Annotated in this window: 21 protein-coding genes and 3 pseudogenes; 17 read left to right on the forward strand and 7 right to left on the reverse strand. The window is 64.1% G+C overall.

Translation table 11 applies throughout. The features are described 5' to 3' along the window. Positions 1–80 precede the first annotated feature (80 nt). The 3 genes and pseudogenes from AC0KW6_RS18225 to AC0KW6_RS18235 form a co-directional block, all read left to right on the forward strand. Positions 81–1,091: an ABC transporter substrate-binding protein gene (locus AC0KW6_RS18225; RefSeq protein ID WP_323780750.1), complete on the forward strand. Its 1,011-nt coding sequence runs from the start codon at positions 81–83 to the stop codon at positions 1,089–1,091. Further along, positions 1,088–2,137 carry a FecCD family ABC transporter permease gene (locus AC0KW6_RS18230; RefSeq protein WP_474035607.1) on the forward strand — a complete coding sequence of 350 codons (1,050 nt, stop codon included), beginning with the start codon at positions 1,088–1,090 and terminating at the stop codon, positions 2,135–2,137. Before AC0KW6_RS18225 ends, AC0KW6_RS18230 begins: the two co-directional genes overlap by 4 nt. Beyond that, positions 2,134–2,644 (forward strand): annotated as a pseudogene (locus AC0KW6_RS18235) (ABC transporter ATP-binding protein); the annotation flags it as partial. The gene AC0KW6_RS18230 and the pseudogene AC0KW6_RS18235, both read left to right, overlap by 4 nt. A gap of 440 nt (positions 2,645–3,084) precedes the next feature. Here the strand turns inward: AC0KW6_RS18235 and AC0KW6_RS18240 are convergent. The 4 genes and pseudogenes from AC0KW6_RS18240 to AC0KW6_RS18255 all read right to left on the reverse strand — a co-directional run bounded on the left by AC0KW6_RS18240 (position 3,085) and on the right by AC0KW6_RS18255 (position 4,444). Further along, a complete protein-coding gene (locus tag AC0KW6_RS18240) occupies positions 3,085–3,408 on the reverse strand; it encodes an AMP-binding enzyme (RefSeq protein WP_416361471.1) in 324 nt (107 codons plus the stop codon). After that, positions 3,372–3,617 (reverse strand): annotated as a pseudogene (locus AC0KW6_RS18245) (hypothetical protein); the annotation flags it as partial. The gene AC0KW6_RS18240 and the pseudogene AC0KW6_RS18245, both read right to left, overlap by 37 nt. Before the next feature lie 224 nt (positions 3,618–3,841). Continuing rightward, positions 3,842–3,979 carry a hypothetical protein gene (locus AC0KW6_RS18250; protein WP_323775843.1) on the reverse strand — a complete coding sequence of 46 codons (138 nt, stop codon included), beginning with the start codon at positions 3,977–3,979 and terminating at the stop codon, positions 3,842–3,844. A gap of 8 nt (positions 3,980–3,987) precedes the next feature. Beyond that, a pseudogene (locus AC0KW6_RS18255) lies at positions 3,988–4,444 on the reverse strand (tripartite tricarboxylate transporter TctB family protein). 220 nt (positions 4,445–4,664) lie between these two features. Between AC0KW6_RS18255 and AC0KW6_RS18260 the strand changes: the two are divergent. Then, positions 4,665–4,955, forward strand: coding sequence for a type 1 periplasmic-binding domain-containing protein (locus AC0KW6_RS18260; protein ID WP_323775845.1), 291 nt, complete (start codon positions 4,665–4,667; stop codon positions 4,953–4,955). A gap of 10 nt (positions 4,956–4,965) precedes the next feature. On the opposite strand, the gene AC0KW6_RS18265 is transcribed toward AC0KW6_RS18260, so the two are convergent. After that, on the reverse strand, positions 4,966–5,853 hold the full coding sequence (locus AC0KW6_RS18265; protein WP_323775842.1) for a LysR family transcriptional regulator: 888 nt from the start codon (positions 5,851–5,853) through the stop codon (positions 4,966–4,968). Between the two features lie 105 nt (positions 5,854–5,958). Between AC0KW6_RS18265 and AC0KW6_RS18270 the strand changes: the two genes are divergently transcribed. The 6 genes from AC0KW6_RS18270 (at position 5,959) to AC0KW6_RS18295 (ending at position 13,783) form a co-directional block, all read left to right on the forward strand. Continuing rightward, positions 5,959–7,404 (forward strand): aldehyde dehydrogenase family protein, encoded by a 1,446-nt coding sequence (locus AC0KW6_RS18270; RefSeq protein WP_474035608.1) that lies wholly within the window; start codon positions 5,959–5,961, stop codon positions 7,402–7,404. A gap of 103 nt (positions 7,405–7,507) precedes the next feature. Continuing rightward, positions 7,508–8,491 carry a membrane dipeptidase gene (locus tag AC0KW6_RS18275; protein ID WP_474035609.1) on the forward strand — a complete coding sequence of 328 codons (984 nt, stop codon included), beginning with the start codon at positions 7,508–7,510 and terminating at the stop codon, positions 8,489–8,491. A gap of 5 nt (positions 8,492–8,496) precedes the next feature. Next, the gene (locus tag AC0KW6_RS18280; RefSeq protein ID WP_474035610.1) at positions 8,497–10,209 is read left to right on the forward strand and encodes a hypothetical protein; all 1,713 of its coding nucleotides are present in this window, start codon (positions 8,497–8,499) and stop codon (positions 10,207–10,209) included. Then, positions 10,206–10,853: a DUF3726 domain-containing protein gene (locus tag AC0KW6_RS18285; RefSeq protein ID WP_474035611.1), complete on the forward strand. Its 648-nt coding sequence runs from the start codon at positions 10,206–10,208 to the stop codon at positions 10,851–10,853. The genes AC0KW6_RS18280 and AC0KW6_RS18285 overlap by 4 nt, the downstream gene beginning before the upstream one ends. Positions 10,854–10,865: 12 nt before the next feature. After that, positions 10,866–11,876 (forward strand): Ldh family oxidoreductase, encoded by a 1,011-nt coding sequence (locus AC0KW6_RS18290; RefSeq protein WP_474035612.1) that lies wholly within the window; start codon positions 10,866–10,868, stop codon positions 11,874–11,876. A 77-nt stretch (positions 11,877–11,953) separates the two neighbouring features. Then, positions 11,954–13,783 carry a BCCT family transporter gene (locus AC0KW6_RS18295; protein WP_323775836.1) on the forward strand — a complete coding sequence of 610 codons (1,830 nt, stop codon included), beginning with the start codon at positions 11,954–11,956 and terminating at the stop codon, positions 13,781–13,783. A 61-nt stretch (positions 13,784–13,844) separates the two neighbouring features. Here AC0KW6_RS18295 and AC0KW6_RS18300 read toward each other — a convergent pair whose 3' ends face one another. Next, a complete protein-coding gene (locus AC0KW6_RS18300; protein WP_474035613.1) occupies positions 13,845–14,780 on the reverse strand; it encodes a LysR family transcriptional regulator in 936 nt (311 codons plus the stop codon). Between the two features lie 108 nt (positions 14,781–14,888). On the opposite strand from AC0KW6_RS18300, the gene AC0KW6_RS18305 reads away from it, so the two are divergent. The 6 genes from AC0KW6_RS18305 to AC0KW6_RS18330 all read left to right on the forward strand — a co-directional run bounded on the left by AC0KW6_RS18305 (position 14,889) and on the right by AC0KW6_RS18330 (position 22,180). Further along, a complete protein-coding gene (locus tag AC0KW6_RS18305; protein ID WP_474035614.1) occupies positions 14,889–17,354 on the forward strand; it encodes a CoA transferase in 2,466 nt (821 codons plus the stop codon). Between the two features lie 218 nt (positions 17,355–17,572). Further along, a complete protein-coding gene (locus AC0KW6_RS18310; protein WP_474035615.1) occupies positions 17,573–18,406 on the forward strand; it encodes a cytochrome c oxidase subunit II in 834 nt (277 codons plus the stop codon). A gap of 190 nt (positions 18,407–18,596) precedes the next feature. Further along, entirely contained in the window at positions 18,597–20,369 is a 1,773-nt protein-coding gene (locus tag AC0KW6_RS18315; RefSeq protein WP_323775832.1) for a cytochrome c oxidase subunit I, read from the forward strand. Further along, positions 20,366–21,064: a cytochrome c oxidase subunit 3 gene (locus AC0KW6_RS18320; RefSeq protein WP_323775831.1), complete on the forward strand. Its 699-nt coding sequence runs from the start codon at positions 20,366–20,368 to the stop codon at positions 21,062–21,064. The genes AC0KW6_RS18315 and AC0KW6_RS18320 overlap by 4 nt, the downstream gene beginning before the upstream one ends. A gap of 12 nt (positions 21,065–21,076) precedes the next feature. Next, complete coding sequence (locus tag AC0KW6_RS18325) at positions 21,077–21,793, forward strand: heme-copper oxidase subunit III family protein (protein WP_024089217.1); 717 nt, start codon at positions 21,077–21,079, stop codon at positions 21,791–21,793. 9 nt (positions 21,794–21,802) lie between these two features. After that, positions 21,803–22,180 carry a cytochrome C oxidase subunit IV family protein gene (locus AC0KW6_RS18330; protein WP_474035616.1) on the forward strand — a complete coding sequence of 126 codons (378 nt, stop codon included), beginning with the start codon at positions 21,803–21,805 and terminating at the stop codon, positions 22,178–22,180. Positions 22,181–22,292: 112 nt separating this feature from the next. Here the strand turns inward: AC0KW6_RS18330 and katG are convergent, their stop codons facing one another. Next, positions 22,293–24,500 carry a catalase/peroxidase HPI gene (katG, locus tag AC0KW6_RS18335; protein WP_474035618.1) on the reverse strand — a complete coding sequence of 736 codons (2,208 nt, stop codon included), beginning with the start codon at positions 24,498–24,500 and terminating at the stop codon, positions 22,293–22,295. Positions 24,501–24,708: 208 nt separating this feature from the next. On the opposite strand from katG, the gene AC0KW6_RS18340 reads away from it, so the two are divergent. After that, positions 24,709–25,626 carry a LysR substrate-binding domain-containing protein gene (locus tag AC0KW6_RS18340; protein WP_474035619.1) on the forward strand — a complete coding sequence of 306 codons (918 nt, stop codon included), beginning with the start codon at positions 24,709–24,711 and terminating at the stop codon, positions 25,624–25,626. The last annotated feature ends 25 nt before the right edge of the window (positions 25,627–25,651 follow it).

Genomic DNA, 25,651 nt, shown 5'->3' on the forward strand with positions numbered 1-25,651 from the left:
GCGGGGGCCAGGCCCTCAGCCTTACCGGTCAATGCCCTTTCACCCGTTCTCCGGTCCTTGACACTAGGAGATCGAAAATCATGTTTCTGCGTTCCGGTCTGATCGGCCTGTCCTTCATCCTTGCGGCACATAGTGCTGCTGCCGGTGAATCCTTTCCGCTCACAATTGAAAACTGCGGCCAGTCGGTCACTTTCGAGGCGCCGGCGGCGTCTGCGGTGACGGTTGGCCAGGCGGCGACCGAAGTGCTTTATGCGCTGGGGCTGGGCGGCAAGGTGCTGGGCACCTCGGTCTGGTTCAACGACGTCCTGCCGGAATACGCTGAGCTGAACGACAAGATCGAGCGGCTGGCCGACAATGATCCCAGCTTTGAAAGCGTGGTGGCCAAACGTCCCGGCCTGGTGGCGGCGCAGTATGAATGGCATGTCGGCCCCGAAGGCGTCGTGGCTCAGCGTGAGCAGTTCCATGATCTGGGCATTCCGACCTATGTGATGCCCGCCGATTGCGCCGGCAAGGACAACACCACCGGCGGCGACGGCACCCGCACCCGGATGTTCACCACCGGCAGCCTGTATCGGGGCATCGAGGAGCTGGCGGCAATCTTCGGCGAAGCAGATAAGGGCGCCGCGCTGGTTGCCGATTACAAGGCCCGCGAGGCCGCGGCGGTTGCCAAGGCGCAGGAGGTTGCGCTGGAAGACGCCTCCGCATTGTTCTGGTTCTCCTCGCCGGAAATGGAAAGCGATCCCTTTGTCGCCGGTCAGAAAGGCGCGCCGGGTTACATGATGCAGCAGCTTGGCCTGCGCAACGTCATCGAAACCGACGAGGAATGGCCGACCGTCGGCTGGGAAACCATCGCCAAGGCCAACCCCACGGTGATCGTCATCGCGCGCATGGACCGCCGCCGCTTTGCCGCGGACGACTACGAGAAAAAGCTGGAGTTCCTGCGCCAGGACCCGGTGGCGAGCCAGATGGATGCGGTCAGGAATAACCGCATTGTGGTGATGGACGCCCAGGGGATGGATGCCACCATCCGCGCCATTCCGGCGCTGGAAGATCTGGCTGCCGAACTCAGCGTGATCGGCAGCAACCAGTGAGCGCAGCCGCCGCAATCACATGGCAGGGCCTCAAGGGGGCCTGCCTGGCCTTGCCTGTACTGATTGCGGCGGTCCTGGCTGGCGCAATGATCGGGGAAACCCCGCTTGCGCCGGACCTGGTGCTGTCTGTTCTGGCCAACAAGCTGGCCGGTGCAGGCCTGCCTGTGGACCCGGTGGACCAGGGCATCATCTGGAGCTACCGGCTGCCGCGGGCACTGGTGGCGGGGGCCTGCGGCGCGGCGCTGGCGGTGGCGGGCGTGGTGCTGCAGGCGCTGCTGCGCAATGCGCTGGCGGATCCTTACATACTTGGCATTTCGGCCGGCGCCTCGACCGGGGCGGTGGCTGTCACCATCGCAGGGCTGGGCGGCGGCGCGCTGTCGCTGTCCTTTGGCGCCTTCAACGGGGCGCTGCTGGCGTTTGGCTTCGTGGCCATTCTGGCCCGGGCCGCCGGGGCAGGCGGCAGCCGGGCGGCGGCGGCGCAGATCGTGCTGGCAGGCATCGCCGGATCGCAGCTGTTCAACGCGCTGACCGCCTTTATCATCGCCAAATCCGCCAATGCGGATCAGGCCCGCGGCATCATGTTCTGGCTGATGGGAAATATGAGCGGGGTGCGCTGGCCGGATGTGTGGCTGGCGGTGCCGCTGGCATTGGCCGGCTGGGTCATCTGCCGGTTTCACGCGCGGGCGCTGGATGCCTTCACCTTTGGCACCGACTCCGCGGCGTCGCTGGGCATCCCGGTGCGGCGGGTGCAGGTCATTTTGATCTGTGCCACCGCGCTGACCACTGCCGTGATGGTGTCGATTGTCGGGTCCATCGGTTTTGTCGGCCTGGTCATTCCCCATGCGGCGCGGTTCCTGGTCGGGCCCGGCCACCGCAGGCTGATGCCTGCCGCAGCGCTGACCGGGGCGGTGTTCCTGATCGGCGCCGACATCGTGTCCCGCATTATCATCCCCGGTCAGGTGCTGCCCATCGGGGTGGTCACGGCGCTGATCGGCGCACCGTCTTTTGCGGTGATCCTGGTGCGCGGAAGAAGGGCTGCGCGATGAAGATCGAAGCCCGCAGCCTGTCTTATTCCATCCGCGGCAGGCCGCTGCTGTCAGATGTCTCATTGGTGGTGGAGCCGGGAGAGACGCTGGCGCTGGTCGGCCCGAACGGGTCCGGGAAATCCACTCTGATGCGGCTTCTGGCGGGACTGGTGCGCCCCTCGCAGGGGGCGGTTCTGCTGGCAGAGAAACCCTTGGCGCAGCTGACGCGCAGAGAGGTTGCCCAGCGGACCGCGATTGTTGAACAGCAGGCCGACACCGCGGAGCGCATCACCGCGCGCTCGGTGGTGGAACTGGGGCGGACACCCTGGCTGTCAGCCTTGAGACCCTGGAGCGGCGAAGACAGCCTGCATGTGGATAACGCGCTGAAGACAGTGGAAATGGAAGCTTTTGCCAGCCGCGAATGGACCACCTTGTCCGGCGGCGAGCGGCAGCGGCTGCACATCGCCCGCGCGCTTGCGCAGCGGCCCGGGCTGCTGCTGCTGGACGAGCCGACAAACCATCTGGATATTCACCATCAGCTGTCGATCCTGAACTGCATCCGGAACCTGAAGGTGACCACCGTGGTGGCGCTGCACGATCTGAACCAAGCGCTGACATGCGACCGGGTGGCGGTGCTGTCGGGCGGACGCCTGGTGGCGCTGGGCCCGCCGCAGCAGGCGTTGAACCCGGACACGGTTGCGGAGATCTTCGGGATCGCGGCCCGCTGGATCCGTGACGCGCAAGAGGCAGAGCCGTTCCTGTCCTTTCATCTGCGCTGACACCTGTGCAACCGGACACTCCCGCCCGTTGCCGGATGCCCTGACGGTCAGCCGGCGCCCGTTGGGCCCGGCGCCGCGCCGCAGCGCGGCGAACCGGTCAGCAATGCTGACCGGATGTTTCGCGCGCGAAACATTGGGTCAAAAGGGCTGACCTTCATGTGAACTGGCGGATGACGGCCCTTACGAAGCTCAGCCGCCGGGGAGCTCTGCAAGGATGTTGTTGCGCTGGATCTTTCCTGACGGCCCCTTGGGCAGATCCGGCAGGATGTGGATCTCGTCCGGCGATTTGAACCGGCCCAGCATGGAGCGGCAGATTCCGATCAGCTCCAGCGGCGTCAGGCTGGAGCCATCGCGGATCTTGACCGCGGCCAGTGAGCGGGCGCTGGCCTCGGCGGTGCAGCGCAGTTCGGGCCACGAATGGTCCGGCGCGCCATCTGGGAAGACAAAACCGGTGCCGCCGTCCCCGGCGCGTTTGTTCAGCCAGTCGCGAACAGTTCCCTTAGGCGGTTGCATCTTTCACCTGCCTCTGCCCAGTAAGCGGAAAAGATGCCGCTTAGTGCCGGTTCGCGGGGCGGGATTTCGCGCAGGATTTTGGTGGTTTGCACAAAGTGGCGCCAGTTGAGGTTGGTGCCGACCGAATTGCCGCCCCAGTTGCCGCAGCCCATCGACAGGGAAAACGGCATGCCATTGGTAAAGGCGCCGCCGATGGCCGCCGCATCGGCCAGGTCCGCGGTTTCGCCCATGATCACGGTCACATTGCCGGCGCCCACCGCCACCGCAGGAGTGCCGCAGGACTGAGTGCGGTGGACGGTGCGTGCGCGCGCCACGATCTGTTCCACCTCGGCGATGCCGGAGGCGAGTGCGTCCTGAGCGGTCATGTCTTACCTTGATTGATTGTCCGGGGCAGGGACGCTGCCCCGGAGAGTTTCGGCCAGGGCGCGCGGGATCAGAGCCCGGCCAGAGGTTCCTTGAGCGCCTGTTCGCGGGCGGCCCGCATCGCCTTGACCTCGTCGGGGGTCATGATGTGCATGGGTGAGCCGCCGGTCTGCATCTTCTTCTCTTCCCTTAGGGTTCCGATCCGCATTCCAGCGGTCAGAACAGAATTTCACGCGGTGTGTAGACGCTCAGCAAATGCGCAAAGAGACCGTACATGACCACAAAAAAGCAGGCGGTGGTCAGCGCGCGTTTTAACCCAGGTCCTGGTTTTGGAATGCGGCGCGGGGCAGTAAAGCGACAGCAGAATAATAAAGGCAATGGCGGTCGCGGTATAGAACCCCAGCGCCTTGGCGGCGCGGAAGACATAGATCAGCATCACCGCCAGTCCGGGCAGTATGTTCAGGAACATCGAGCGGGAAATACCCGAGCCGGCCTTGCTGAGACCAAGCACCGCCTTGCCGAAGGTCCAGCCTGCCAGCACCACAAAAACGGAGCCGATCAGGCGCAGGAACAGCAAGACCTCGGCAGGGGCTTGAGTATAGCTGATCCAGGCGACCCGGATGCCGGCCGCAAAAACCACGCCGGAGCCGAAGATGTGCTGAGACTGGTGCATGCCTGTGCCTCCTCTTTGGTGGTGCAGCGGCGGCTGCGGAGTTCCATCCAGGCCGAATAGGCGATGGAGGCCGCCCCCAAAAGGATCAGGCCCTGCACCGCCTCCAGATGGCAGGTGAAGGAGATCAGCAGCGCCACCGCCATTGCGGGGAAACCCCCGGGGCTGCCCCCAGGATCAGCCCGCCGACCGTGCCGCCCAGAAGCAGCAGGAAATGCCGGCGATGGCAATCTGGAATTATGCAGAGGATGCGGCGTGGCCTTGTACCGGGGCTGACAACAGGCAGACCGGCCGGGTGGCGGCGGAGCATCTGCTGACGCTGGGGCACCGCGACATCGGCCTGATCTTTCCCGTCACAGATGGCAATGACCGGGCGCGGCACCGGCTGTCGGAGGTTCTGGAAACCCATGAAGCTGCAGGCATCACCGTGCCGCAGGACAGAACATCCAAAGCGCCCTATAGCGTGGCGCAGGCCAAGCAGGCGGCCTTGGACCTGCTGGCCGGGCCGGCCTAGGCGGCTTTGTTCAGCCGGGCAGGCGGTTGGACAGGTCGCAGGCCCGGATAAAGGCGCAGCATTCCTCGGACAGCGCCGCAAAGCGGGAGCGGTCGCGCTGGTACAGGTAGACCTCGCGCCTGTCCGGCAGATCTGCAATCGGGCGGAAGGCCGTGGTTTCCGGCATGAAGCGGGCCACCGTCTGCGGCAGCACCGTGACCCATTTGCCGGTGCGCACCATGGTGATCAGCGAATGGGTGTTGTGGATTGTCACATCGGCACCGCTGCTGGCCTCGACAAAACGCTCATTGCGGATCAGATCGCACAGCGCATTGCGGACAAATCCGGCGCCGGTGACATCCGCGATGGAGGGCGGGCTGTCCTGCTGGACCAACGGGTGCCCGGCTGAGCAGACCAGGCCGAAGCGGTCCTCGAACAGCGGCACCGCCTTGACCCCGTTCAGCGGATGATAGCCTGAGGCGATGCCGATATCCGCCTTTCCTTCGGCCAGCGCGTCCAGCACCTGCTGGGTGTCGGTGTCGCGCAGTTCAACCTTTATGCCGGGATAACGGGTTGTCATGTGCTCCAGCACCGGCGGGAACACCAGCGCAGCCACCGACGGCACCGAGACGATGCGGATCAGACCGTGGAGCGCCTCCGCCGCCATCTCGATGCTCTGCACCGTTTGGTCAAACTGGCGCACCTGTTTCTGGGCCAGGTCAAAGACTTGCTCCCCCAGCGGCGACAGCTGGTTCTTGCGCTCGCCCTCGAACAGCTTCTTGCCCAGATGCTCCTCCATCTGTTTCAGCGTCATGGAAACAGCCGACTGGGTGCGGCCCAGACGGTTGGCCGCTTCTGACAGGTTTCCGGTTTGCGCCACGGTGCAAAAGGCGCGCAGCATTTCTATTTTCAGCGCCACAACTTCAAATTTTCTGTAGTTAAGTTCAGTTAATTGAGTTTGACTGATGCGAACCCGGAAGTCCATCCTGCCGTAAACCTGAAAATCAGCATCTGGGGCTTCTCCGTGACCAAACTGAACCTGATTGCCGGCGAATGGCTGGCTGGCGAAAGCGAAATCGAAAACCGCAACCCTTCGGATCTGAGCGATCTGGTCGGCATGTTTGCCCAGGCCAGCGCCGATCAGCTGGAGGCAACGCTGGACCAGGCACAGGTTGCGCAAGCCGAGTGGGCGGCTTACGGGCTGGAGCGCAAGCAGGCGGTTCTGATGAACCTCGGCAACGAGCTGATGTCCCGCGCCGAAGAACTGGGCACGCTCTTGTCGCGCGAGGAAGGCAAGCCGCTGGCCGAGGGCAAGGGCGAAGTGTTCCGCGCCGGCCAGTTCTTCACCTATTACGCCGCCGAATGCCTGCGCCAGATCGGTGAAAACGCCGACTCCGTGCGCCCCGACATCGAGGTGGACGTGCGCCGCGAGGCGGTGGGCGTGGTGGCGATCATCAGCCCCTGGAACTTCCCGACCGCAACCGCGTCCTGGAAAATCGCTCCGGCGCTTTGCTATGGCAACGCGGTGGTGTGGAAACCGGCCAACATCACCCCGGCCTCTGCCGTGGCGCTGACCGAGATCATCGCGCGTCAGGACATCCCCAAGGGCCTGTTCTCGCTGGTTATGGGTTCGGGCCGCTCGATCGGCCAGCGTCTGGTCGAAAGCCCCAAGGTGAACGCCATTTCCTTCACCGGCTCGGTGCCGGTGGGCAAGGGCATTGCGGCGGCGGCGATCCAGAACCTGACCAAGGTGCAGATGGAAATGGGTTCCAAGAACGCGCTGGCGGTGATGGACGACGCTGATCTGGATCTGGCGGTTTCGCTGGCGCTGGGCGGCGCCTTTGGCGGCACCGGTCAGAAATGCACCGCCTCCTCGCGGCTGGTGGTGCAGGACGCCATCCACGACGCCTTTGTTGAAAAACTGGTGGCCGGTGCACAGGCGATGAAAGTGGGCCACGCACTGGAAGAGGGCGTGCAGATGGGCCCGGTGGTCAGCGAGCAGCAGCTGAACGAGAACCTGGCCTATGCCGATCTGGGCAAATCCGAAGGCGCGGAACTTGCCTGCGGCGGCCAGCGTCTGGAGATGCCGCACGAGGGCTTTTACATGTCCCCCGGCGTGTTCCTGAACACTACCAACGCCATGCGGATCAACCGCGAGGAAATGTTTGCGCCGCTGACATCGGTGATCAAGGTCGGCAGCTATGACGAGGCGCTGAGCGTGGTGAACGACACCAACTTCGGCCTGACCTCGGGCATCGTCACCCAGAGCCTCGCCCGCGCCACCCACTTCCGCCGCAATGCGCGCACCGGTGTTGTCACCGTCAACCTGCCGACCGCAGGCACCGACTACCACGTGCCGTTCGGCGGCCGCGGCGACAGCTCCTATGGTCCGCGCGAGCAGGGCAAGGCGGCGGCTGAATTCTATACCACCGTCAAGACCGCCTACATCAGCGCCGGCAAGCCGGTCTGATGCAAAGGCCGAAGAACTTGGCAGCTATCGGCGCAAGCGCCGATAGCTGCACCCGTCCCGCCCCCACGGGCCGGGCGCAGTTCCGCGCAATTGGAGGGATAGAATGACCGGATACCGTATCGACTGCCTGCAATATGCCAACTGGTCGGAAAAGATTTTCCGCCAGCTGCGGACAGGCAATGTGGACGCGATCCATGTCACCATTGCCTATCACGAGAACTTCCGCGAGACGGTTCTGAACTTCGAGCAGTGGAACCGCTGGTTCGAGCAGTACCCGGACCTGATCATGAAGGGGCAGTGGGCCTCCGACATCGACAAGGCCCGCGAAACCGGACGCACCGCGGTGTTCTTCGGCTTCCAGAACCCCTCGCCGATGGAGGACGACATCGGGTTGGTGGAGATCCTGCACACCCTGGGTGCGCGTTTCATGCAGCTCAGCTATAACAACCAGTCGCTGCTGGCCACGGGGTGTTACGAGGCCGAGGACATGGGGCTGACCCGGATGGGCAAGCAGGTGATCAAAGAGATGAACCGCGTCGGCCTGGTGGTCGACATGAGCCATTCGGCCGACCGCTCCACCATTGAAGCGGCCGAGCTGTCCACCCGCCCGATCGCCATCACCCATGCCAACCCGCATGACTGGTCGCCGGCCCTGCGCAACAAGAAGGACGATGTGATCCGCGCGGTGACCGGCCACGGCGGCATGCTGGGCTTCTCGGTCTATCCGCACCACCTGAAGGACAAGAGCGCCTGCACCCTGCAAAGCTTCTGCGAGATGATTGCCCGCACCGCCGACAAATACGGGGTGGGGCATCTCGGCATAGGCACCGACCTTTGCCAGGACCAGCCCGACAGCGTGGTTGAGTGGATGCGTGTCGGCCGCTGGAGCAAGGAAATCGACTACGGCGAGGGATCAGCCGCCGCGCCGGGCTTCCCGGAAATGCCCGCCTGGTTCAAGGACAACCGCGACTTCGGAAACATCGAAGAGGGCCTTCGCGCGACGGGCATGAACGATGATGAGGTCAGCGGCATCATGGGCGGGAACTGGTACCGGTTCTTTGCCGAGAACTTTGGCGCCAAAGGATAACCTAAATGGAAACAACCGCGCAGACATCAATATCACTGCGGGACCCGGCTCAGGTCATGCGCCTGAGCCGTCTCGGCTCTTTGCACCAGTGCCGTCTCAGCTTTATGCGGATTCTGACACGGCGCATGGCCCGCGAAAACTGGAGCTTTTCGCGCCCCAGGTTCGATATTGATGAAAACGGCGTCGGCGTTGCGGTTTTCTCCGCCACCGGCCCTGCGCGGACCTATTCCCTGATCGCCTTTGCACACGATCTGCCGCCTGAAATGCGGTCGGATCGTGTGATTGCAACTGCTTGGGATGCCACTTTTGCCTTGTTCGATGGCGTCCCGGATGACGAAGATATCGAACGCCTTTCGAAAAATGTCCCTTATCAGGAAGCCGGCCGGGTCAGCGAACGCGAGATTTCGGTCTCGCGGGCAAACCGGTCCGTGCGCCTGTGGGAACATGTGGTCAATGCCCTGTCCGAAGGCCGTCAGCCGGATGCCGGCCAGCTTGACGCCGTTGGCTATCTGATGCGGACCACTGCCGTCTATGGCTCGGGCAAGCTAGGCGCCGCCGACCGCGAGATGATCGCAACGCGCCCGGAATTCCAGGTTCCCTTCCAGGCCGAGATGCTGTCGGTTTTCCTGACCCGCTGGTTCGTGCGCGATCTGGTGCAGCATATGGCCGGCCTGCGCGCCAAGGCGGCAGGGCGCACGGCGGCGCAGCTGGACCCGGAGCTGGCCCGTTCGCTGGGGATCGGCAATTCAACCGGATTGGGCATGGCGCCGTTCCTGCTGAACCATCCGGTCCTGTTCAACAACTGGATCGCCTCCCGCGAGGAAGCGATCCGGACCGTCCGCAGTCTCGACAGCGCGTCTGATGAGGACATCTCCCTGTTCCTGCAGCTTTTGCAGCGCAGCAAGAAGAATGTCGCCTTGTGGACGTCCGAGCATGAGATTCAGCTGCGCAAGCTTGCTGATTTGCGCAGTGACCTGGACAAGATCGACAGCTACCTTTCAGATCCGCAGGTGCTGACTGTCAGCCAGCCATGGGATCAGATGCACCGCTGGGCCGAGGAAACGCTGTCGCTGGAAGGCCAGGAATGGCTCGCGTCGCTGATGCTGGAGCCCTATGGCAGCCTGATCGACGGGTTGAGCGGCGGCATGGCGGCGGATAACACGCCGGCGTTCCGTATCTCGGGGGCGATGACCATTGAGGAACTGCGCGGGCTTCTGACGCGGGTCTATGAATGGGCCATTGGCATGGATTGGCAAAAGCCGGAAAACCGCGCCCGCGCCTGGTATGTGTCGGAAGAAAAGCTGGAGCCGCGCCTGGGCGAACGGTTTGAGGAGCCGGTGGAAGAATACGAGCAGCCGCTGGCCCCCGGCCGGGATGCTGCGGCGCTGTTCAACGCGCTGGCGCATTGGCAGGGCGGCACCCGCGTCGCCGAGTTTCTGCTGCGCCACCCTGAGTACCGCCATACGGTACGCCGCGCCCAGATCGCGGGCCGCGCACCCTATGCCGAGATCCGCGACAACACGATCGCGCATGACGTGCTGCCGATTGACATGCTGCGCTGCAAACTCGCCTTTTTCGGCGCCACGCAGTTTGATCCCCGCTCTGACCGCTGGGTCCGGATCTGCATGTACGGCAACGCGCCCTATCCGCAGGATCTTTCGCAGGAGAATGCGGAATTCTGGGTTTATCCCAGGCTCGAAGAGGGGGCACCGGAATGAACCATTCGCTGAATGAAATCGAAGCGATGTGCAAACGCGCTGCCCGCGGCGCCGGCCTGTCCTGGGGTCTGGCCGAGGAAGCCGCCAAAGGCACACGCTGGCTGTCTGCCTTCGGCTTTCCGGGGGCGGAGCTGCTGGCGGCGCTTCTGGAGCTGAACGACCGGCTGCCGCCTGCCGATTTCGCCCCCTCGGCGCTGGCCGGCGTGTGGACCGCGCCTTCGGGACGGATGAGCCCGCTGATCGCCGGCGCCGCCTTGAGCGATTGCGCGGTGCAGCTGATGGACGCGGGCCGGATCGAAATGGAGCGTGTCTGCGTGCCGCTGCTGCTGGTTCCCTTTGCGGCGGGGGCCGCTTTGCGGCTGAAAACGCCGGTTGCCGTGGAATGGGCCGGTGCCCGTTTGGCAACGGATGGCCGCCAGCTCTGCGCCCAGGGCGCCCCGGATGCCTATGCCGCCATGCTGGCGGATAGGGTGGCCTTTACCGCCCCTGCTGAAATGACAGAACGCCGGAAGCCGGTCTTGCGCGGCAGCGCCCCGGCCGCGGCCTGGGACCGCCTTGGCGTTCTTGCCCACCGCACTTATGCGCCCGCCACCGAAGCTTCGCGACTGCGCGGCGCAGGTGCCGGGCTGTCCGACAACGACTGAAAAGGCGCCGCTATGACCGAAACCAAAACCCTGACCCTTGCCGAGATCGAGGATCTGTCCTTCCGCGCCCTGGTGGCGGCCGGCACCTCCGAGGCCAACGCCCGGCCGCTGGCTGTTGCCACCGCGGCAACCGAAGCGGATGGCGTCGCCAGCCACGGCCTGGCCTATATCCCGATCTATGCCGAGCATGTTCAATGCGGCAAGGTGGACGGGCAGGCGGTTCCGGCACTGGCGCGCCCGCGTCCCGGTGTGGTGGCGGTGGATGCCGCCACCGGCTTTGCCCATTCCGCCATCGACCTGGGGTTCGAGGCGCTGAGGCCGGCGGCCCGCGAACAGGGTGCCGCAGTTCTGGCAGTCCGCAACAGTTATAACTGCGGCGTGCTGGGCTATCACACCGCCCGCCTGGCCCGCGCCGGGCTGGTGGGGCTGGGCTTCACCAACGCGCCGGCCTCGATTGCGCCTTCGGGCGGCGCCAGGCCGGTTGTCGGCACCAATCCGTTTTCGGTGGCGGTGCCGGGCGAAGACGGCGAGCCTGAGCTGCTGATCGATCAGAGCGCCAGCACCATCGCCAAGAGCGAAGTGATGAAACACGCCCGCGAAGGCAAGGCGATCCCGCTGGGCTGGGCGCTGGACGCCGATGGCAACCCGACCACCGACCCGGATGCGGGCCTCAAGGGCTCGATGGCGCCGTCGGGCGGCTACAAGGGCGTTGGTGTCGCGCTGCTGACCGAAATCATGGCCGCCGCCCTGACCGGTGCGACCCTGGGTATCAACGCCTCGCCGTTTTCCGGCACCGCAGGCGGACCGCCCAAAACCGGCCAAATGTTCATCGCAATCGACCCGGTTGCCACCTCAAATGACAGTTTCCGTTCAGGAATGGTCGGAATCGTGGAAGCAGTGCGCGCGCAGACAGGCGCACATCTGCCGGGCGACGGGCGCCGCGGCAAGCGGCTCAAGGCCCGGACAGATGGCGTCGCGGTCAGCGTAGCAACGCTGAACAGGATCCAAGCCCTGCTGGGCTGACGCCAGACTCCGGCGGTTGCGCGAACCGCCGGAAAATCCGCACTTCGGTGCGGCACGTGCGAAACGGGAGGAAACGCATGTCAATTAAGCAACCGTTCACCGATCTGGAGATTAAGACCTCCGACGGTGGCTTTTATAAGGGGCACAGCCTTGAGATCGCCTTGCTCAGCAAGGGGATCATGGTCGCTCTGGTTCTCTGGGCACTGGTCTGGCCGGCAAACGCCACCGGCGTTCTGGGCAGCCTGAACTGGCGCATTCTGGAAGACTTCAACGCCTTCTATATCGTCATCGTCGGCTTCTTCGCCTTTTTCCTGTTTGTGGTCGCCGCATTGCCGCAAACCGGTAAGCGGATCATGGGGACGCCGGGCCAGGGCAAGGAGTTCTCGGACTTCTCCTGGTTCTCGATGATGTTCGGCGCCGGCCTGGGTGTCGGCCTGATGGTTTTCGCCACCGCCGAGCCGCTTGGCCTTTGGGGCTCGAACCCGGAAGTGCTGGCGCAGAACGTGGTTCCGAACACCGAAGAAGCCATTCAGTCCGGCTTCCGCTACACGTTCCTGCATTACGGATTCCATGCCTGGGCGATCTATGTGGTGACCGGCCTGTCGCTGGCCTATTACGCCTATACCCGCGACATGCCGCTGACCATCCGCACCGCGCTGACACCGCTGTTCGGCAAGCTGATGAACGGCTTCCTGGGCCATGTCGTTGACGTGCTGGGCGTGGTTGCCACCATCCTGGGTGTCTCCGTGACCATCGGCTTCGGCGTGTCGCAGTTTGTTGACGGCGTCTATGCCGTGACCGGCATGGAATGGATGATGGACATGACCGGCGACGCGCCGGCACCAAGCACTGTCGGCCTGCTGGCAGGTCTCTTTGCCATCATGGGCCTGTCGATCATCTCGGCTGTCTCCGGCGTTGGCCGCGGCGTGAAATACCTGTCGAACCTGAACCTGGTGCTGTCGATCGTCCTGCTGCTGACCTTCGTGGTGTTCGGCTCGTTCATGTTTGCCATGACCACCTATGCGACGGCCTTTGTGGATTACATCCTGCATTTCACATCGCTCAGCTTCGGTCCCTATGGCCCGCAGCCGGCAGCTGAGTTCGCGGCGGCATTGCCTGCCGAGGCAGCCCCGTATGCGGATGCATTGCGCGGCGGTGCGACCAACGCCTGGGGCTCTTTCGACGGCTTCAAGTCCGGCCTGGAAGGCGAAGCGGCGGCGCTGTCCGATGACGTTCTGTCGGCAGCCTATGCAGCGGGCGAACCGCAGCGTCAATTCGGCTGGCAGGCAGGCTGGACCACCTTCTACTGGGCCTGGTGGATTGCGTTCTCGCCCTTTGTCGGCCTGTTCCTGGCCCGCATTTCCCGCGGCCGTTCGGTGCGTGAATTCATCATCGGCTGCGTGTTCGCACCGGCGATGGTCTGCTTTGCCTGGATGGCCATCCTCGGCGGCACCGCCATCGACCTGGAACTGAACGGTGCGGCAGAAGGCGCAATCATCGGTGCCTCCAACACGGCCAAGCTGTTCGTGACCCTGCAGAGCATGATCGACGGCGGCCTGCTGTCGGGCATCACCATCATGTGCGTGGTGCTGATCATGACCTTCCTGGTCACCTCGGCAGACTCCGGCATCCTGGTGATGAACACCATCATGTCCGGCGGCGACCAGAACGTCGGCAACAAGCATAAGATCGTTTGGGGCCTGATCCTGACTGCTGTGATCGGCACGCTGCTGTTTGCTGGCAAGCAGAACAGCGGGGCCGACCCGATGGAAGCGCTGAAAAGCGCGATGATCATCGGCGCCCTGCCGTTCACCATGGTGATGGGCCTGATGTGTGTTTCGCTGGCCAAGGCGCTGTTCCGTGACGGTCAGCGTGAGAACGCTGGAGAGCGCGCACCTGCCGAGTAAAAACTTTAGCCGCCCAACAAGGTGGTAAAGGGGCCGGAGGGAGAAATCCCTCCGGCCCTTTTCAGTTCGTTCCGGGCGGGACGTAACGGGGATCCGCTTGTTGCTTGAACCACTCCAGCATCCGCGCCAGCGCGCTGCCGGCGGCACCGGGCACACGGTGCTGAAGGAAGTAACTGTGCGGCCGGTCCGAGACCACAGGCCCCAGCCGCAGCACCTCGCCGCAGGCCAGCGCGTGGTCGGCGATGCCGCTCCAGCCCAGCCCGATGCCTTCGCCGCGGCGCACCGACTGCAGCAGGAACGGGTAGGCGTCGAATTCTGCCGCCGTGCCGAACTGCGGCTGCGGCAGGCCGGCCTTGGCGAACCAGCCCTCCCAGGTCAAAAAACCGGAGCTGCCGGTGTCGAAGTGCAGAAACAGCTCCGGCGGAAGCAGCGTGATATCCGCCGCTGCCTCCGGATGGGCCTCCAGAAACCGGGGGCTGCAGACCGGGAAGGTTTCTGCCGCGATCAGCGGGAAATACGGCCGCTCCGGCATCCGCGCCGGGTCCCAGACCACCGCTGCATCCAAGCGGCTGAGGTCGATGTCACCCAATTGATCGGTGGTTACCACCCGCACCCGGCCGCCGCCCAAACAGGCGCGCAGGTCCGAATAGCGGGGCATCAGCCATTGATCGGCAAAGCCAAAGGTGCAGGCCAGCGTCACCTCGTTGGTCTCCGGCGCGGCCAGAACCTCGCTCCAGGCCTGATCCACATGGCCCAGACCCAGCGCTACGGCTGCCGCCAGCCGGTCCGCATTGGCTGTGGGGGTGATCCGGTTGTTATTGCGTTCAAACAACTGCTGACGCAGCCGGTCCTCCAGCGTGGAAATATGGCGTGAGACGGCAGGCTGGCTCAGCCCCAGTTCCGCCGCGGCGCGCGAGAGGCTGGCATGGCGCACGGCCACTTCCAGCACCAAAAGGGCATTCAGCGAACCAGCAGTGGGGCGTATCGCGCGTTCCATAGGGAAATGTTATGGACTGCATGCGTTTTTGGCCAGTGGATAAAGGCCGGAGCAAAGATAACCTGTGGCGGACAGAGATTCGAACGGTAACAGACAGAGACCACTCCCATGCCGCAGCGCCCCCTCTCACACATTCGCGTTCTCGACTTCGGCCATTACCTAGCCGGCCCGCTGACCGGCATGATGCTTGCCGATATGGGGGCTGAGGTGATCCGCATCACCCCGCCCGGCGGCACCGGTTTTGACGGCCCGGCCTTTGATATGCTGTCACGGGGCAAGCAGGTGCTGGAGCTGGACCTGAAATCGGAGGAGGGCCGCGCCACCGCAATTGCGCTCGCCAAACGCGCCGATGCGGTGATCGAAAATTTCCGCCCCGGCGTCATGGACCGTCTCGGCCTGGGGCCGGAGGTGCTGCGGGCTGCCAATGATCAGCTGGTCTATCTGTCCCTGCCGGGCTTTGCCTCCACCGATGCGGACCTGGCGGACCTGCCGGCCTGGGAGGCAGTGATCGCCGCCTATACCGGCCAGTTCACCGACATGGGGCTGAACCGCCGCCTGATGGGCATCAACCCGTCGTTTTCGCCGCTGGCGCTGGCCTCGGCCTACGGCGCCAGCTTTGGCGCTATGTCGGTGCTGTTTGCCCTGAACGCGCGTGAACAGAACGGCGGCGACCATATCGAGGTGCCGCTGGCCGCCGCCCTGCTGGAAGGGCTGGTTTATAACTGCGAACAGATCGAAGACTATCCCGAACGCTACAAATCCCCGCGCGAGGTGGAGCTGGACCGCCGCACGGCCGAAGGCCTGCCGATGAACATGAAGTTTGAGGAATTGTCGGAGTTCCTCGACCCGTTCTACCGTACCTATACTTGCGCCGACGGGCGCGGGTTCTATGTGGTGGCCGGCTCGGTCGCCACCCACCCGCGGCGGGTGCTGGAGACTTTGGGTCTGAAGGATCTGGCCGACGAGCTGCCGGATTTCCCGGCTTACTTGGATACCAAGGACTGGCCCGCAGAATGGTCGATGCGCAATTACCCGGTGGGGCCGTCTGACCGCGCGCGGGTGTCTTCGGCAATGAAGGCCGCCTTCCTGACGAAGCCGTCGCATGAATGGGAAGAGCTGTTTGGCGCCGCCAAGGCACCTGCCACGGCGCAGCGGTTCACCAGGGAATGGCTTTGTGACCCGCATGCGCTGGCCTCCGGGCTGATCCTGCAAGTGGCGGACGCAAAACACGGGCTTATGCAACAGATGGGCAATGTGGCCTGGCTGGCCGGTGACACCGGTGCGGTGCAGAAGGCCGGCGCAGCCACAGCTGATCTGGCGGCGCTGCTGGCGGAGCCTGTGCGCGGCAATGGCATCGGCGGGGCGGGCAAGGGGTGGCTCGACGGATTGAAGGTCGTCGATCTCACCAATGTGATTGCCGGGCCGACCATCGGCTCGACGCTTGCGCGGTTCGGCGCCGAGGTGACGCTGGTGCAGCCGGTGGAGCCGTCGGTCGATCCATGGAACACTGTTGTTTTCGGCATCCACGCGCAGCGCGGCAAGGAGAGCATCCTGCTGAACTTGCGCACCGATGAGGGGCAGGAGGCGCTGGCCAAGCTGATTGCCGGAGCTGACGTGATCACCATGAATGGCACGGACGGGCAGCGGGACAAGCTGGGCCTGTCTCCGGCGCGGCTGGCCGCAATCAACCCGCGCCTGATCCTGGTGCAGCTCGACGCCTTTGGCGGCCCCATGCGCGGGCCGAAATCGGATCACCTGGGCTATGACGACCTGGCGCAGGCGGCAACCGGCGTGATGCTGCGTTTTGGCGGCGGTATGGACACGCCCGAGGAGCACGCCCATTTCGGCACCATCGATGTTCTGACAGGTTTCTGCGCCTGCGTGGCGCTTGGCGGCGCGCTGCTGCGGCTGAAGCGGACCGGCAAGGGCGGGGTGGCACGGGCATCGCTGGCAGCGGCCGGCAACCTGATTCAGGCGCCGTTCATGTATGATTACGAGGGCAGGGCGCCCTTTGACGAGCCCTCCGGCCGCGCGGCGCTGGGCTGGGGGCCGTTCTATCACTGCTATCAGGCTGCGGACGGCTGGTTCTTCTTTGCTGCTCCAACTGACCGCGGCACCGCATTGGCGCGGGTGGCAGAGCTGGCGGATTTGGCCGCGCTGCCGGAGGATCAGCTGCATGGCGCCTTGTCCGAACGCTTTGCCGCCCAGCCGCTGGCCTATTGGCGCGCAGCCTTTGCCGGAACCTCTGCCGCCGCAGTGCCGCTGTCGTCGCTGCACGAGACCCGCGACGCGGCGCTGCAGCTGGAAAGCGCCGGCAGCATCGATCTGAAGCAGGCGACCTTCCGGGTGATTCGCCATGACCGGCATCCGATGGGCCGCTGGTGCGATCTGGTGGCGCCGAATGCGGTGCGCCCGCACGCAGGCCGGATCACCATTCCGGGGCCTGCGCCGAAATACGGCGCGCACACCCGGGCCGTGCTGGCGCGGTTGGGATACAGGCCCGAACAAGCCGATGCGATGATTGCCTGCGGTGCCGCGGGGCAGGCGTGGTCGGAAAATTACCTGCCGGAATAGGCCCCGGAACCGCGGTCTTGCAGGGGATCGGGGGCCCGGGCCGGGCGCCCATTGTCCCTGCCGGAAATGCGGGGAAATGGAATTCCTCTGCCGCAAAAGGCGTAAAACGACCGGATTCTGGATTAATTTGTGAAACCGTAATATAGTGGCCTCTCATGCCAAATGAACCTGTGTGCCGGGCCAGCGGAAAAGTCCGGGCAGCGGGGAAAGGGGGCGGGATGCTGATTGCGGTCGTGCTTGTGCTGATCGTGGCGGGATCTGTTGCGTTCCACCTGTTAAGTCCGTGGTGGTGGACGCCGATCGCGTCGAATTGGGACTATATCGACGATACGCTGGTTATAACCTTCTGGATCACCGGCGCGGTGTTTGCCGCGGTGGTCCTGTTCATGGCCTATTGCGTCTGGAAATTCCGCCACCGGCCCGGGCACAAGGCGGAATTCGACCCGGAAAACAAGCGGCTGGAGCTGTGGCTGACCGGGGTGACCGCTGTGGGTGTGGCCGCGATGCTGGTGCCCGGGCTGTTTGTGTGGAAGCAGTTCGTAACCGTGCCCGAAGACGCCACTGAACTTGAAGTTTTCGGCCAGCAATGGAATTGGGCCTACCGCCTGCCTGGCGCTGACGGGGTGCTGGGCACCGCCGATGCGGAATGGGTGAACGGCGAAAACCCCTTGGGCGTCAATCCGCATGACCGTTTCGGCAAGGATGACCTCATCATCGAGGGCGGCGAGGTTTACCTGCCGGTCGGCAAACCGGTGAAACTGCTGCTGCGCTCGATTGATGTGCTGCACAATTTCTACGTGCCCGAGTTCCGCGCCAAGATGGACATGGTTCCGGGCATGGTCACCTACATCTGGCTCACCCCCACCCGAACCGGCGCGTTCGAAGTGCTTTGCGCCGAATACTGCGGCACGGCGCATCCCTTCATGCGCGGCTATGTGAGCGTTGTGGAGGAGGAGGAGTACCAGGAGTGGCTGCAGGAGCAGCTGACTTTTGAAGAATACGCAAACACTGCGCAGGGCATGGAAACAACCCGCGTTGCGCAACGCCAATAGATGCCAAGGCCGAACAGGCCTGGATGGGTTGAGGGCGGGGCAGACCGCGGCCGGAAGCAAAGCGCCCGCTTCGGTGTGCCGGAGGCAACCCTCCGGTTTGACGGGGCGGACGGGCGCGGCCCGGTGTGCCGCCGGATGGAACGATACAAGGATTGCACGGAATTGACCTGAACGCCCCGGGAGGACCGCAATGACCGACTACTTGCCTGAGCCAGACAGCAATCTGCCGCCGCGTGAAGTTGCCGATGTGATGCCGCCGCATGCGCACAGCTGGATCGGCAAGTACGTCTTTTCGCAGGATGCCAAATACATCGCCATCCAATACTCCGGCACCGCCATTGCAATCGGCATGGTGGCGCTGGTGCTGTCCTGGCTGATGCGGCTGCAGCTGGGTTTTCCCGGCGTGTTCGATTTCATCACGCCCGAGGCCTATTACCAGTTTGTCACCATGCACGGGATGATCATGGTGGTCTATCTGCTGACTGCGATCTTTCTAGGCGGGTTCGGCAACTACCTGATCCCTCTGATGGTCGGCGCGCGGGACATGGTGTTTCCCTTCGTCAATATGCTCAGCTACTGGATCTACCTGCTGGCGGTGCTGGTGCTGGTGGCCAGCTTCTTTGTCCCCGGCGGCCCCACCGGCGCGGGCTGGACGCTGTACCCGCCGCAGGCGGTGCTGTCCGGCACTCCGGGCGGGGCGCAGGGCGGCATCATCCTGATGCTGCTTTCGCTGATCCTGTTCATCATCGGCTTCACCATGGGCGGGCTGAACTATGCGGTCACCGTGCTGCAGGCCCGCACCCGCGGCATGACGATGATGCGGCTGCCGCTGACGGTCTGGGGGATCTTCACCGCAACCGTGATGGCGCTGCTGGCGTTTCCGGCGCTGTTTGTCGCCTGTGTCATGATGCTGTTCGACCGGCTTCTGGGCACCTCCTTCTTCATGCCGACGCTGGTGGAGCTGGGCGAGAAGCTCAGCTACGGCGGCGGCAGCCCGATCGCCTTTCAGCATCTGTTCTGGTTTTTCGGCCACCCCGAGGTTTACATCGTCGCGCTGCCCGCCTTTGGCATCGTCTCCGATCTGATTGCCGTGCATGCGCGCAAGACTGTGTTCGGCTACCGGATGATGGTCTGGGCGATCGTGATCATCGGGGCGCTCAGCTTTATCGTCTGGGCGCATCATATGTATGTCAGCGGCATGCACCCGTGGTTCGGTTTCTTCTTTGCCACCACCACGCTGATCATCGCCATTCCAACTGCGATCAAGGTCTACAACTGGGTGCTGACCCTGTGGAAGGGCGACATCCATCTGACCGTCCCGATGCTGTTTGCGCTGGGCTTTATCGTGACCTTCGTGAACGGCGGGCTGACGGGGCTGTTCCTGGGCAATGTGGTGGTTGATGTGCCGCTGTCGGACACGATGTTTGTGGTGGCCCATTTCCACATGGTGATGGGGGTGGCGCCGATCATGGTGATCTTCGGTGCGATCTATCACTGGTATCCGCTTATGACCGGCCGGCTGCTGAACCAGGCAATGGGGCAGATCCATTTCTGGGTCACCTTCATCGGCGCCTATGCAATCTTCTTTCCGATGCATTATGTCGGCCTTGTCGGCGTGCCGCGGCGCTATTTTGAGATCGGCGAGCCGGAGTTCCTCACCGCGCCGGTGGGCGGGCTGAATGCCTTCATCTCCTCCGCCGCGCTGATTGTCGGCGCGGTGCAGCTGCTGTTCCTGTTCAACATCCTGTGGAGCCTGCGCCACGGGCGCGTCTCTGGCGGCAACCCCTGGCGGGCGACCTCGCTGGAATGGCATACCCCTGAAACCCCGCCCAGGCATGGCAATTGGGACGAGCTGCCCAATGTCTACCGCTGGGCCTATGACTACAGCGTGCCCGGCGCGGCCGAGGATTATGTTGCCCAGAATGATCCCTGGGTGCCGGATGGCGCGGGGCGGCGGCTGTGACGGTCATCCTTGCCTTCCTGGCGCTGGTGGCGCTGGCCGCGGGGCTATGGCTGTCGCAGCAGCACCTGGCCTCCAAGCCCTGGCTGGAAACCGGAATTGCGCCCTTGGCGGGCCATGGTCCGGGCCGGGCGCCGGGCATCATTTTCATCGCGGTCTTTGTAACGGTGATCGGCGGGCTGTTTGCCATGCTGGGCAGCGCCTTTGTCATGCAGATCGAAGAAACCCCGTGGGAGCTGGTGCCGCTGCCGGGCCGGGTCTGGCTGAACACTGCGCTGCTGCTGCTGGCCAGCCTGTGCCTGCAATTTGTGGTGATTGCTGCGCGGGCAGGCACGCAGCGCTGGCTGCGCGGCAGCCTGATTGCCGCCAGCATCGCCACAGTCGCCTTTCTGGCGGGGCAGGTGCAGGTGTGGATCACCTTGACCGATGGCGGCTACCCGCTGGATGGCACCCCGGCGGCGAGCTTCTTTTATCTGATCACCGGCTTGCACGGGCTGCACATGCTGGGCGGTATCATTGCGCTGGCGGTGATCTGCGCGCGCCATGCCGGGACCGGCAACGTCAGGGCGCTGCTGCCGGGGGTCCGGCTTTGCGCGCTTTACTGGCACGCGCTGCTGGCCTTCTGGCTGATGCTGTTTGCGCTGCTGCAGGGCTGGGGCAATGCGTTTCTGGCGCTGTGCCGCGCGGTTGTGAGTTGAGGAGGGAAACCGATGGAACACCCATTGCAAGGCCAGGACCAGACGCTGCAGCAGCAGGGCCACAGCGGCTTTGCCGCCGATTGGGGGTCGGACCAGCGCGCCTTCAAGAAGGTCTCCTGGGGCAAGGCGATGATGTGGATCCTTCTGCTTAGCGACACTTTCATATTCGCCTGCTTCCTTGTCGCCTATCTGAACGCCCGTAATTCCACCACCGTGGAGTGGCCCAACGCCAGCGAGGTGTTTGCGCTGCATATCGGCGGTGCGAACCTGCCGCTGATCCTGATTGCCATCATGACCTTTGTGCTGATCTCCTCCTCCGGCACCATGGCGATGGCGGTCAATTGCGCCTACCGCAAGGCGCGCAAGGCCACCGCCGTGCTGATGCTGGCCACCGCCGCGCTGGGGGCGGCCTTTGTCGGCATGCAGGCGTTTGAATGGTCCAAGCTGATCTCCGAAGGCGTGCGCCCCTGGGGCAACCCCTGGGGGGCCGAGCAATTCGGCGCCAGTTTCTTCATGATCACCGGCTTTCACGGCACCCATGTCACCATCGGGGTGATCTTCCTGATCATCGTCGCCCGCCGGGTCTGGCGCGGCGATTTCGACCGCGACCAGCGCAGCTGGATGTCGGCAGGCAACGGCGATTACGAGGCGGTGGAGATCATGGGGCTTTACTGGCACTTCGTCGACCTGGTCTGGGTCTTCATCTTTGCATTCTTCTATCTGTGGTAGGGGGCAGCCATGACACATTCACCGCAAACCATCGAGGCCGGAGAGATGGCGCACGAAGAAGGCCAGCAGCATCCCATCAAACTCTACTTCGTTGTCTGGGGGCTGCTGTTCGTCCTCAGCGCCGCCTCTTACTGGGTGGATTATGCCCAGCTGCAGGGGTTGCTGCGCTGGAGTCTGATCCTGATCTTCATGACGCTGAAGGCAGGGCTGATCATTGCCGTTTTCATGCATATGGCCTGGGAGCGTCTGGCGCTGATCTATGCAATCCTGCTGCCGCCGCTGGCGGTGATCGGGCTGCTGGCAATATTGATCATCGAGTCGGACTATACGGCTCAAACCCGGGTGATCGAATTCGGGCAGGGGGCGGTCCCTGCTGCAGAAGAGTAATTGAACCGCCCGGCCAAGCTCAGGCGCTGCCCTCCGTTCTGTGTTCAAGAGATGGCAACGAAAATGGCGCCCCGGTTTCCCGGAGCGCCTGATTTCCTAACCATGAACCGGCTTACGCAGCCAGATCAAACCGGTCCGCATTCATCACCTTGACCCAAGCCGCCACAAAGTCCTGCACAAAGGCGGCTTCGCCATCCGCCTGGGCATAAACCTCCGACAATGCCCGCAGCTGCGAGTTGGAGCCGAACACCAGATCGGCCCTGGTGCCGGTCCATTTCACCGCCCCGCTGGCGCGATCACGGCCTTCATAGGTGCCGTCCTCTGCCGGTTTCCACTCCACACCCATATCGACAATAGTGGTGAAGAAGTCGGTGCTGAGCACGCCGGCCCGGTCAGTGAACACGCCGTGCCCGGAGCCGCCGTGATTGGCACCCAGCACCCGCAGGCCGCCGATCAGCGCGGTCATTTCCGGCGCGCCAAGGGTCAGAAGCTGCGCCCGGTCCACCAGCATCTTCTCAGCCGGGACGCTATAGGCGGCCTTCTGGTAGTTGCGGAAACCATCGGCCTCCGGCTCCAGCACGGCAAAGCCCTCGGCGTCGGTCTGCTCCTGGGATGCGTCTGTACGGCCCGGTGTGAACGGCACCGAAACCGGGTGGCCTGCCGCCTTGGCAGCCTCCTCCACGCCGGCGCCGCCCGCCAGCACGATCAGATCCGCCATCGAGATCTTTTTGCCGCCGGCTGCGCTTGCGTTGAACTCGGACTGGACGCCTTCCAGGGTGTTCAGCACCTTGGCCAGCTGCTCCGGCTGGTTCACCTCCCAGTCCTTTTGCGGCGCCAGGCGGATGCGGCCGCCATTGGCCCCGCCGCGCTTGTCCGAGCCGCGGAAGGTCGAGGCCGAGGCCCAGGCGGTGGAGACCAGCTCAGCAACCGACAGCCCGGTTGCCAGGATATTCGCCTTCAGCTGAGAGGTATCCTGTTCGTCCACCAGCGCGTGATCCACCGGCGGCAGCGGATCCTGCCAGATCAGGTCTTCAGCGGGCACCTCGCTGCCCAGATAGCGCGATTTCGGCCCCATGTCGCGGTGGCACAGCTTGAACCAGGCCCGGGCAAAGGCGTCGGCGAATTTTTCCGGATTGGCGTGGAAACCGCGGGAGATCTTCTCATAGACCGGGTCCATGCGCAGTGACATGTCGGCGGAGGTCATCATCGGCGGGTGCGTCTTGCCGGGCTCATGGGCGTCGGCCACCATATGCTCGGGCTTCACGTCCTGCGCCTGCCACTGATTGGCGCCCGCCGGGCTTTTGACCAGCTTCCACTCATAGCCGAACAGCACGTCGAAATAGCCCATATCCCAGCTGGTGGGGTTCGGCTTCCAGGCGCCTTCGATGCCGCTGGTGGTGGTATCGGCCGCATTGCCCTTGCCGTGAGAGTTCAGCCAGCCAAGCCCCATGTGTTCGATATCCGCGCCTTCCGGTTCAACGCTGACCAGCTCGGGATCGCCGGCGCCATGCGCCTTGCCGAAGGTATGGCCGCCTGCAACCAGCGCCACGGTTTCCTCGTCGTTCATCCCCATGCGGGCAAAGGTCTCGCGCACATCCACGCCCGAGGCGATCGGGTCCGGATTGCCGTCAGGGCCTTCCGGGTTCACGTAGATCAGCCCCATCTGCACCGCCGCCAGCGGATTTTCCAGATCCCGCTCGCCGGAATAGCGGCTGTTCGGCTGATCGCTGGTCGCCAGCCATTCGGTTTCAGAGCCCCAGTAGACATCTTCCTCCGGCTCCCAAACGTCTTCGCGGCCGCCGCCAAAGCCGAACACCGGACCGCCCATTGATTCAATGGCGCAGTTGCCGGCCAGGATCATCAGATCCCCCCAGGAGATCTTGTTGCCGTATTTCTGCTTCACCGGCCACAGCAGGCGGCGGGCCTTGTCGAGGTTGCCATTGTCCGGCCAGCTGTTCAGCGGCGCAAAGCGCTGGTTGCCGGTGCCGCCGCCGCCGCGGCCATCGGCGCTGCGGTAGGTGCCGGCGCTGTGCCAGGCCATGCGGATGAACAGCGGCCCGTAATGGCCGTAATCTGCGGGCCACCAATCCTGGCTGTCGGTCATCAGCGCGAAAAGATCCTGTTTCACCGCCTTCAGATCCAGCTTCTGGAATTCCTCGGCGTAGTTGAAATCAGCCCCCATCGGGTTCGACTTGGGCGCATGCTGGTGCAGCACATTCAGATTCAGCAGGTTCGGCCACCAATGTTTGTTGTTGGTGCCGCCGGCTGCGGCTGCGCCGTGAAACACCGGGCATTTTCCTGCAGGTGTATTTCCGTCCATTTGTGTCTCCGATCGTGGCTTCAAATTGTTGAACTGCCTCGCGGCAGTAACGTTCCCGGATCGCTCCAGCAGCCGGCGCGCCGCCTGCAAATGCATTTGGCGCCAAGTCTGCAGTTGCCGGGATTCCCTGTCTTCCTGCAGAGGAGGCTAGCAGGGAAATCCCATTGGATTAAGTTGCATTTATTCATCGCAGTGATAATGAAATCCTATGATAAACGTGACCCTTCGCCAGATGCGTTATTTCGAATCGCTGGCCCAGCACCGCCATTTCGGCCGCGCGGCAGATGCCTGCGCCGTGTCGCAGCCCGCTTTGTCGGTTCAGATCAAGGAATTGGAGGAAGCGCTGGGGGTGCAGCTGGTCGAGCGCGGCGCCCGCCAGGTGCGGCTCACCAGCCTGGGCGAGGATCTGGCGGTGCGGGTGCGCGGTGTCCTGCGCTCGGTGGATGAGCTGGGCGAGCTGGCGCGGGCGTCCCGCGACGGGCTGGCGGGGCGGCTGCGGATCGGGGTGATTCCCACCATCGCGCCGTATCTGCTGCCGTCCATCGTCGCCAACCTGACCCGCCAGTACCCGGAGGCTGACATCCGTGTGCGCGAAACCGTGACACCGAAACTGCTCGAGGAACTGGGCGAGGGGCGGCTGGATACCGCGATCGTGGCGCTGCCGGTTTCCGAACCCGCCTTTGAGGAAGTCGCGCTGTTCGAGGAGGACTTTGTGCTGGTGCGCCCGGGCGAGGACAGCGGCAAGCCGGTTCCCGGACCCGAGGGGTTGCGCGAAATGCGGCTGCTGCTGCTGGAGGAGGGGCATTGCTTCCGGGATCAGGCGCTGTCGTTCTGCAACATGCAATCAGCGGCCCCGCGCGAGCTGCTGGACGGCAGCTCGCTGTCGACTCTGGTGCAGATGGTCAGCGCCGGAATCGGCGTCACGCTGATTCCCGAAATGGCCGTCCCGGTCGAGACCCGCTCGGCCGTTGTCTCGGTCGCGCGCTTCCAGGACCCTCAGCCGGCCCGCAGCATTGGCATGATCTGGCGCCGCAGCAACCCGCTTGCGCGGCAGCTGCTGCAGGTGGCAGAGGTGGTGCGCCAGGCCGCGCAGGCCTTGCGCTCCAGCTATAGCCCGCTGATCTGAAACCGCTTTGTCGCGCGTTCGAGGG

It is taken from the genome of Leisingera sp. SA215 (assembly GCF_055902035.1).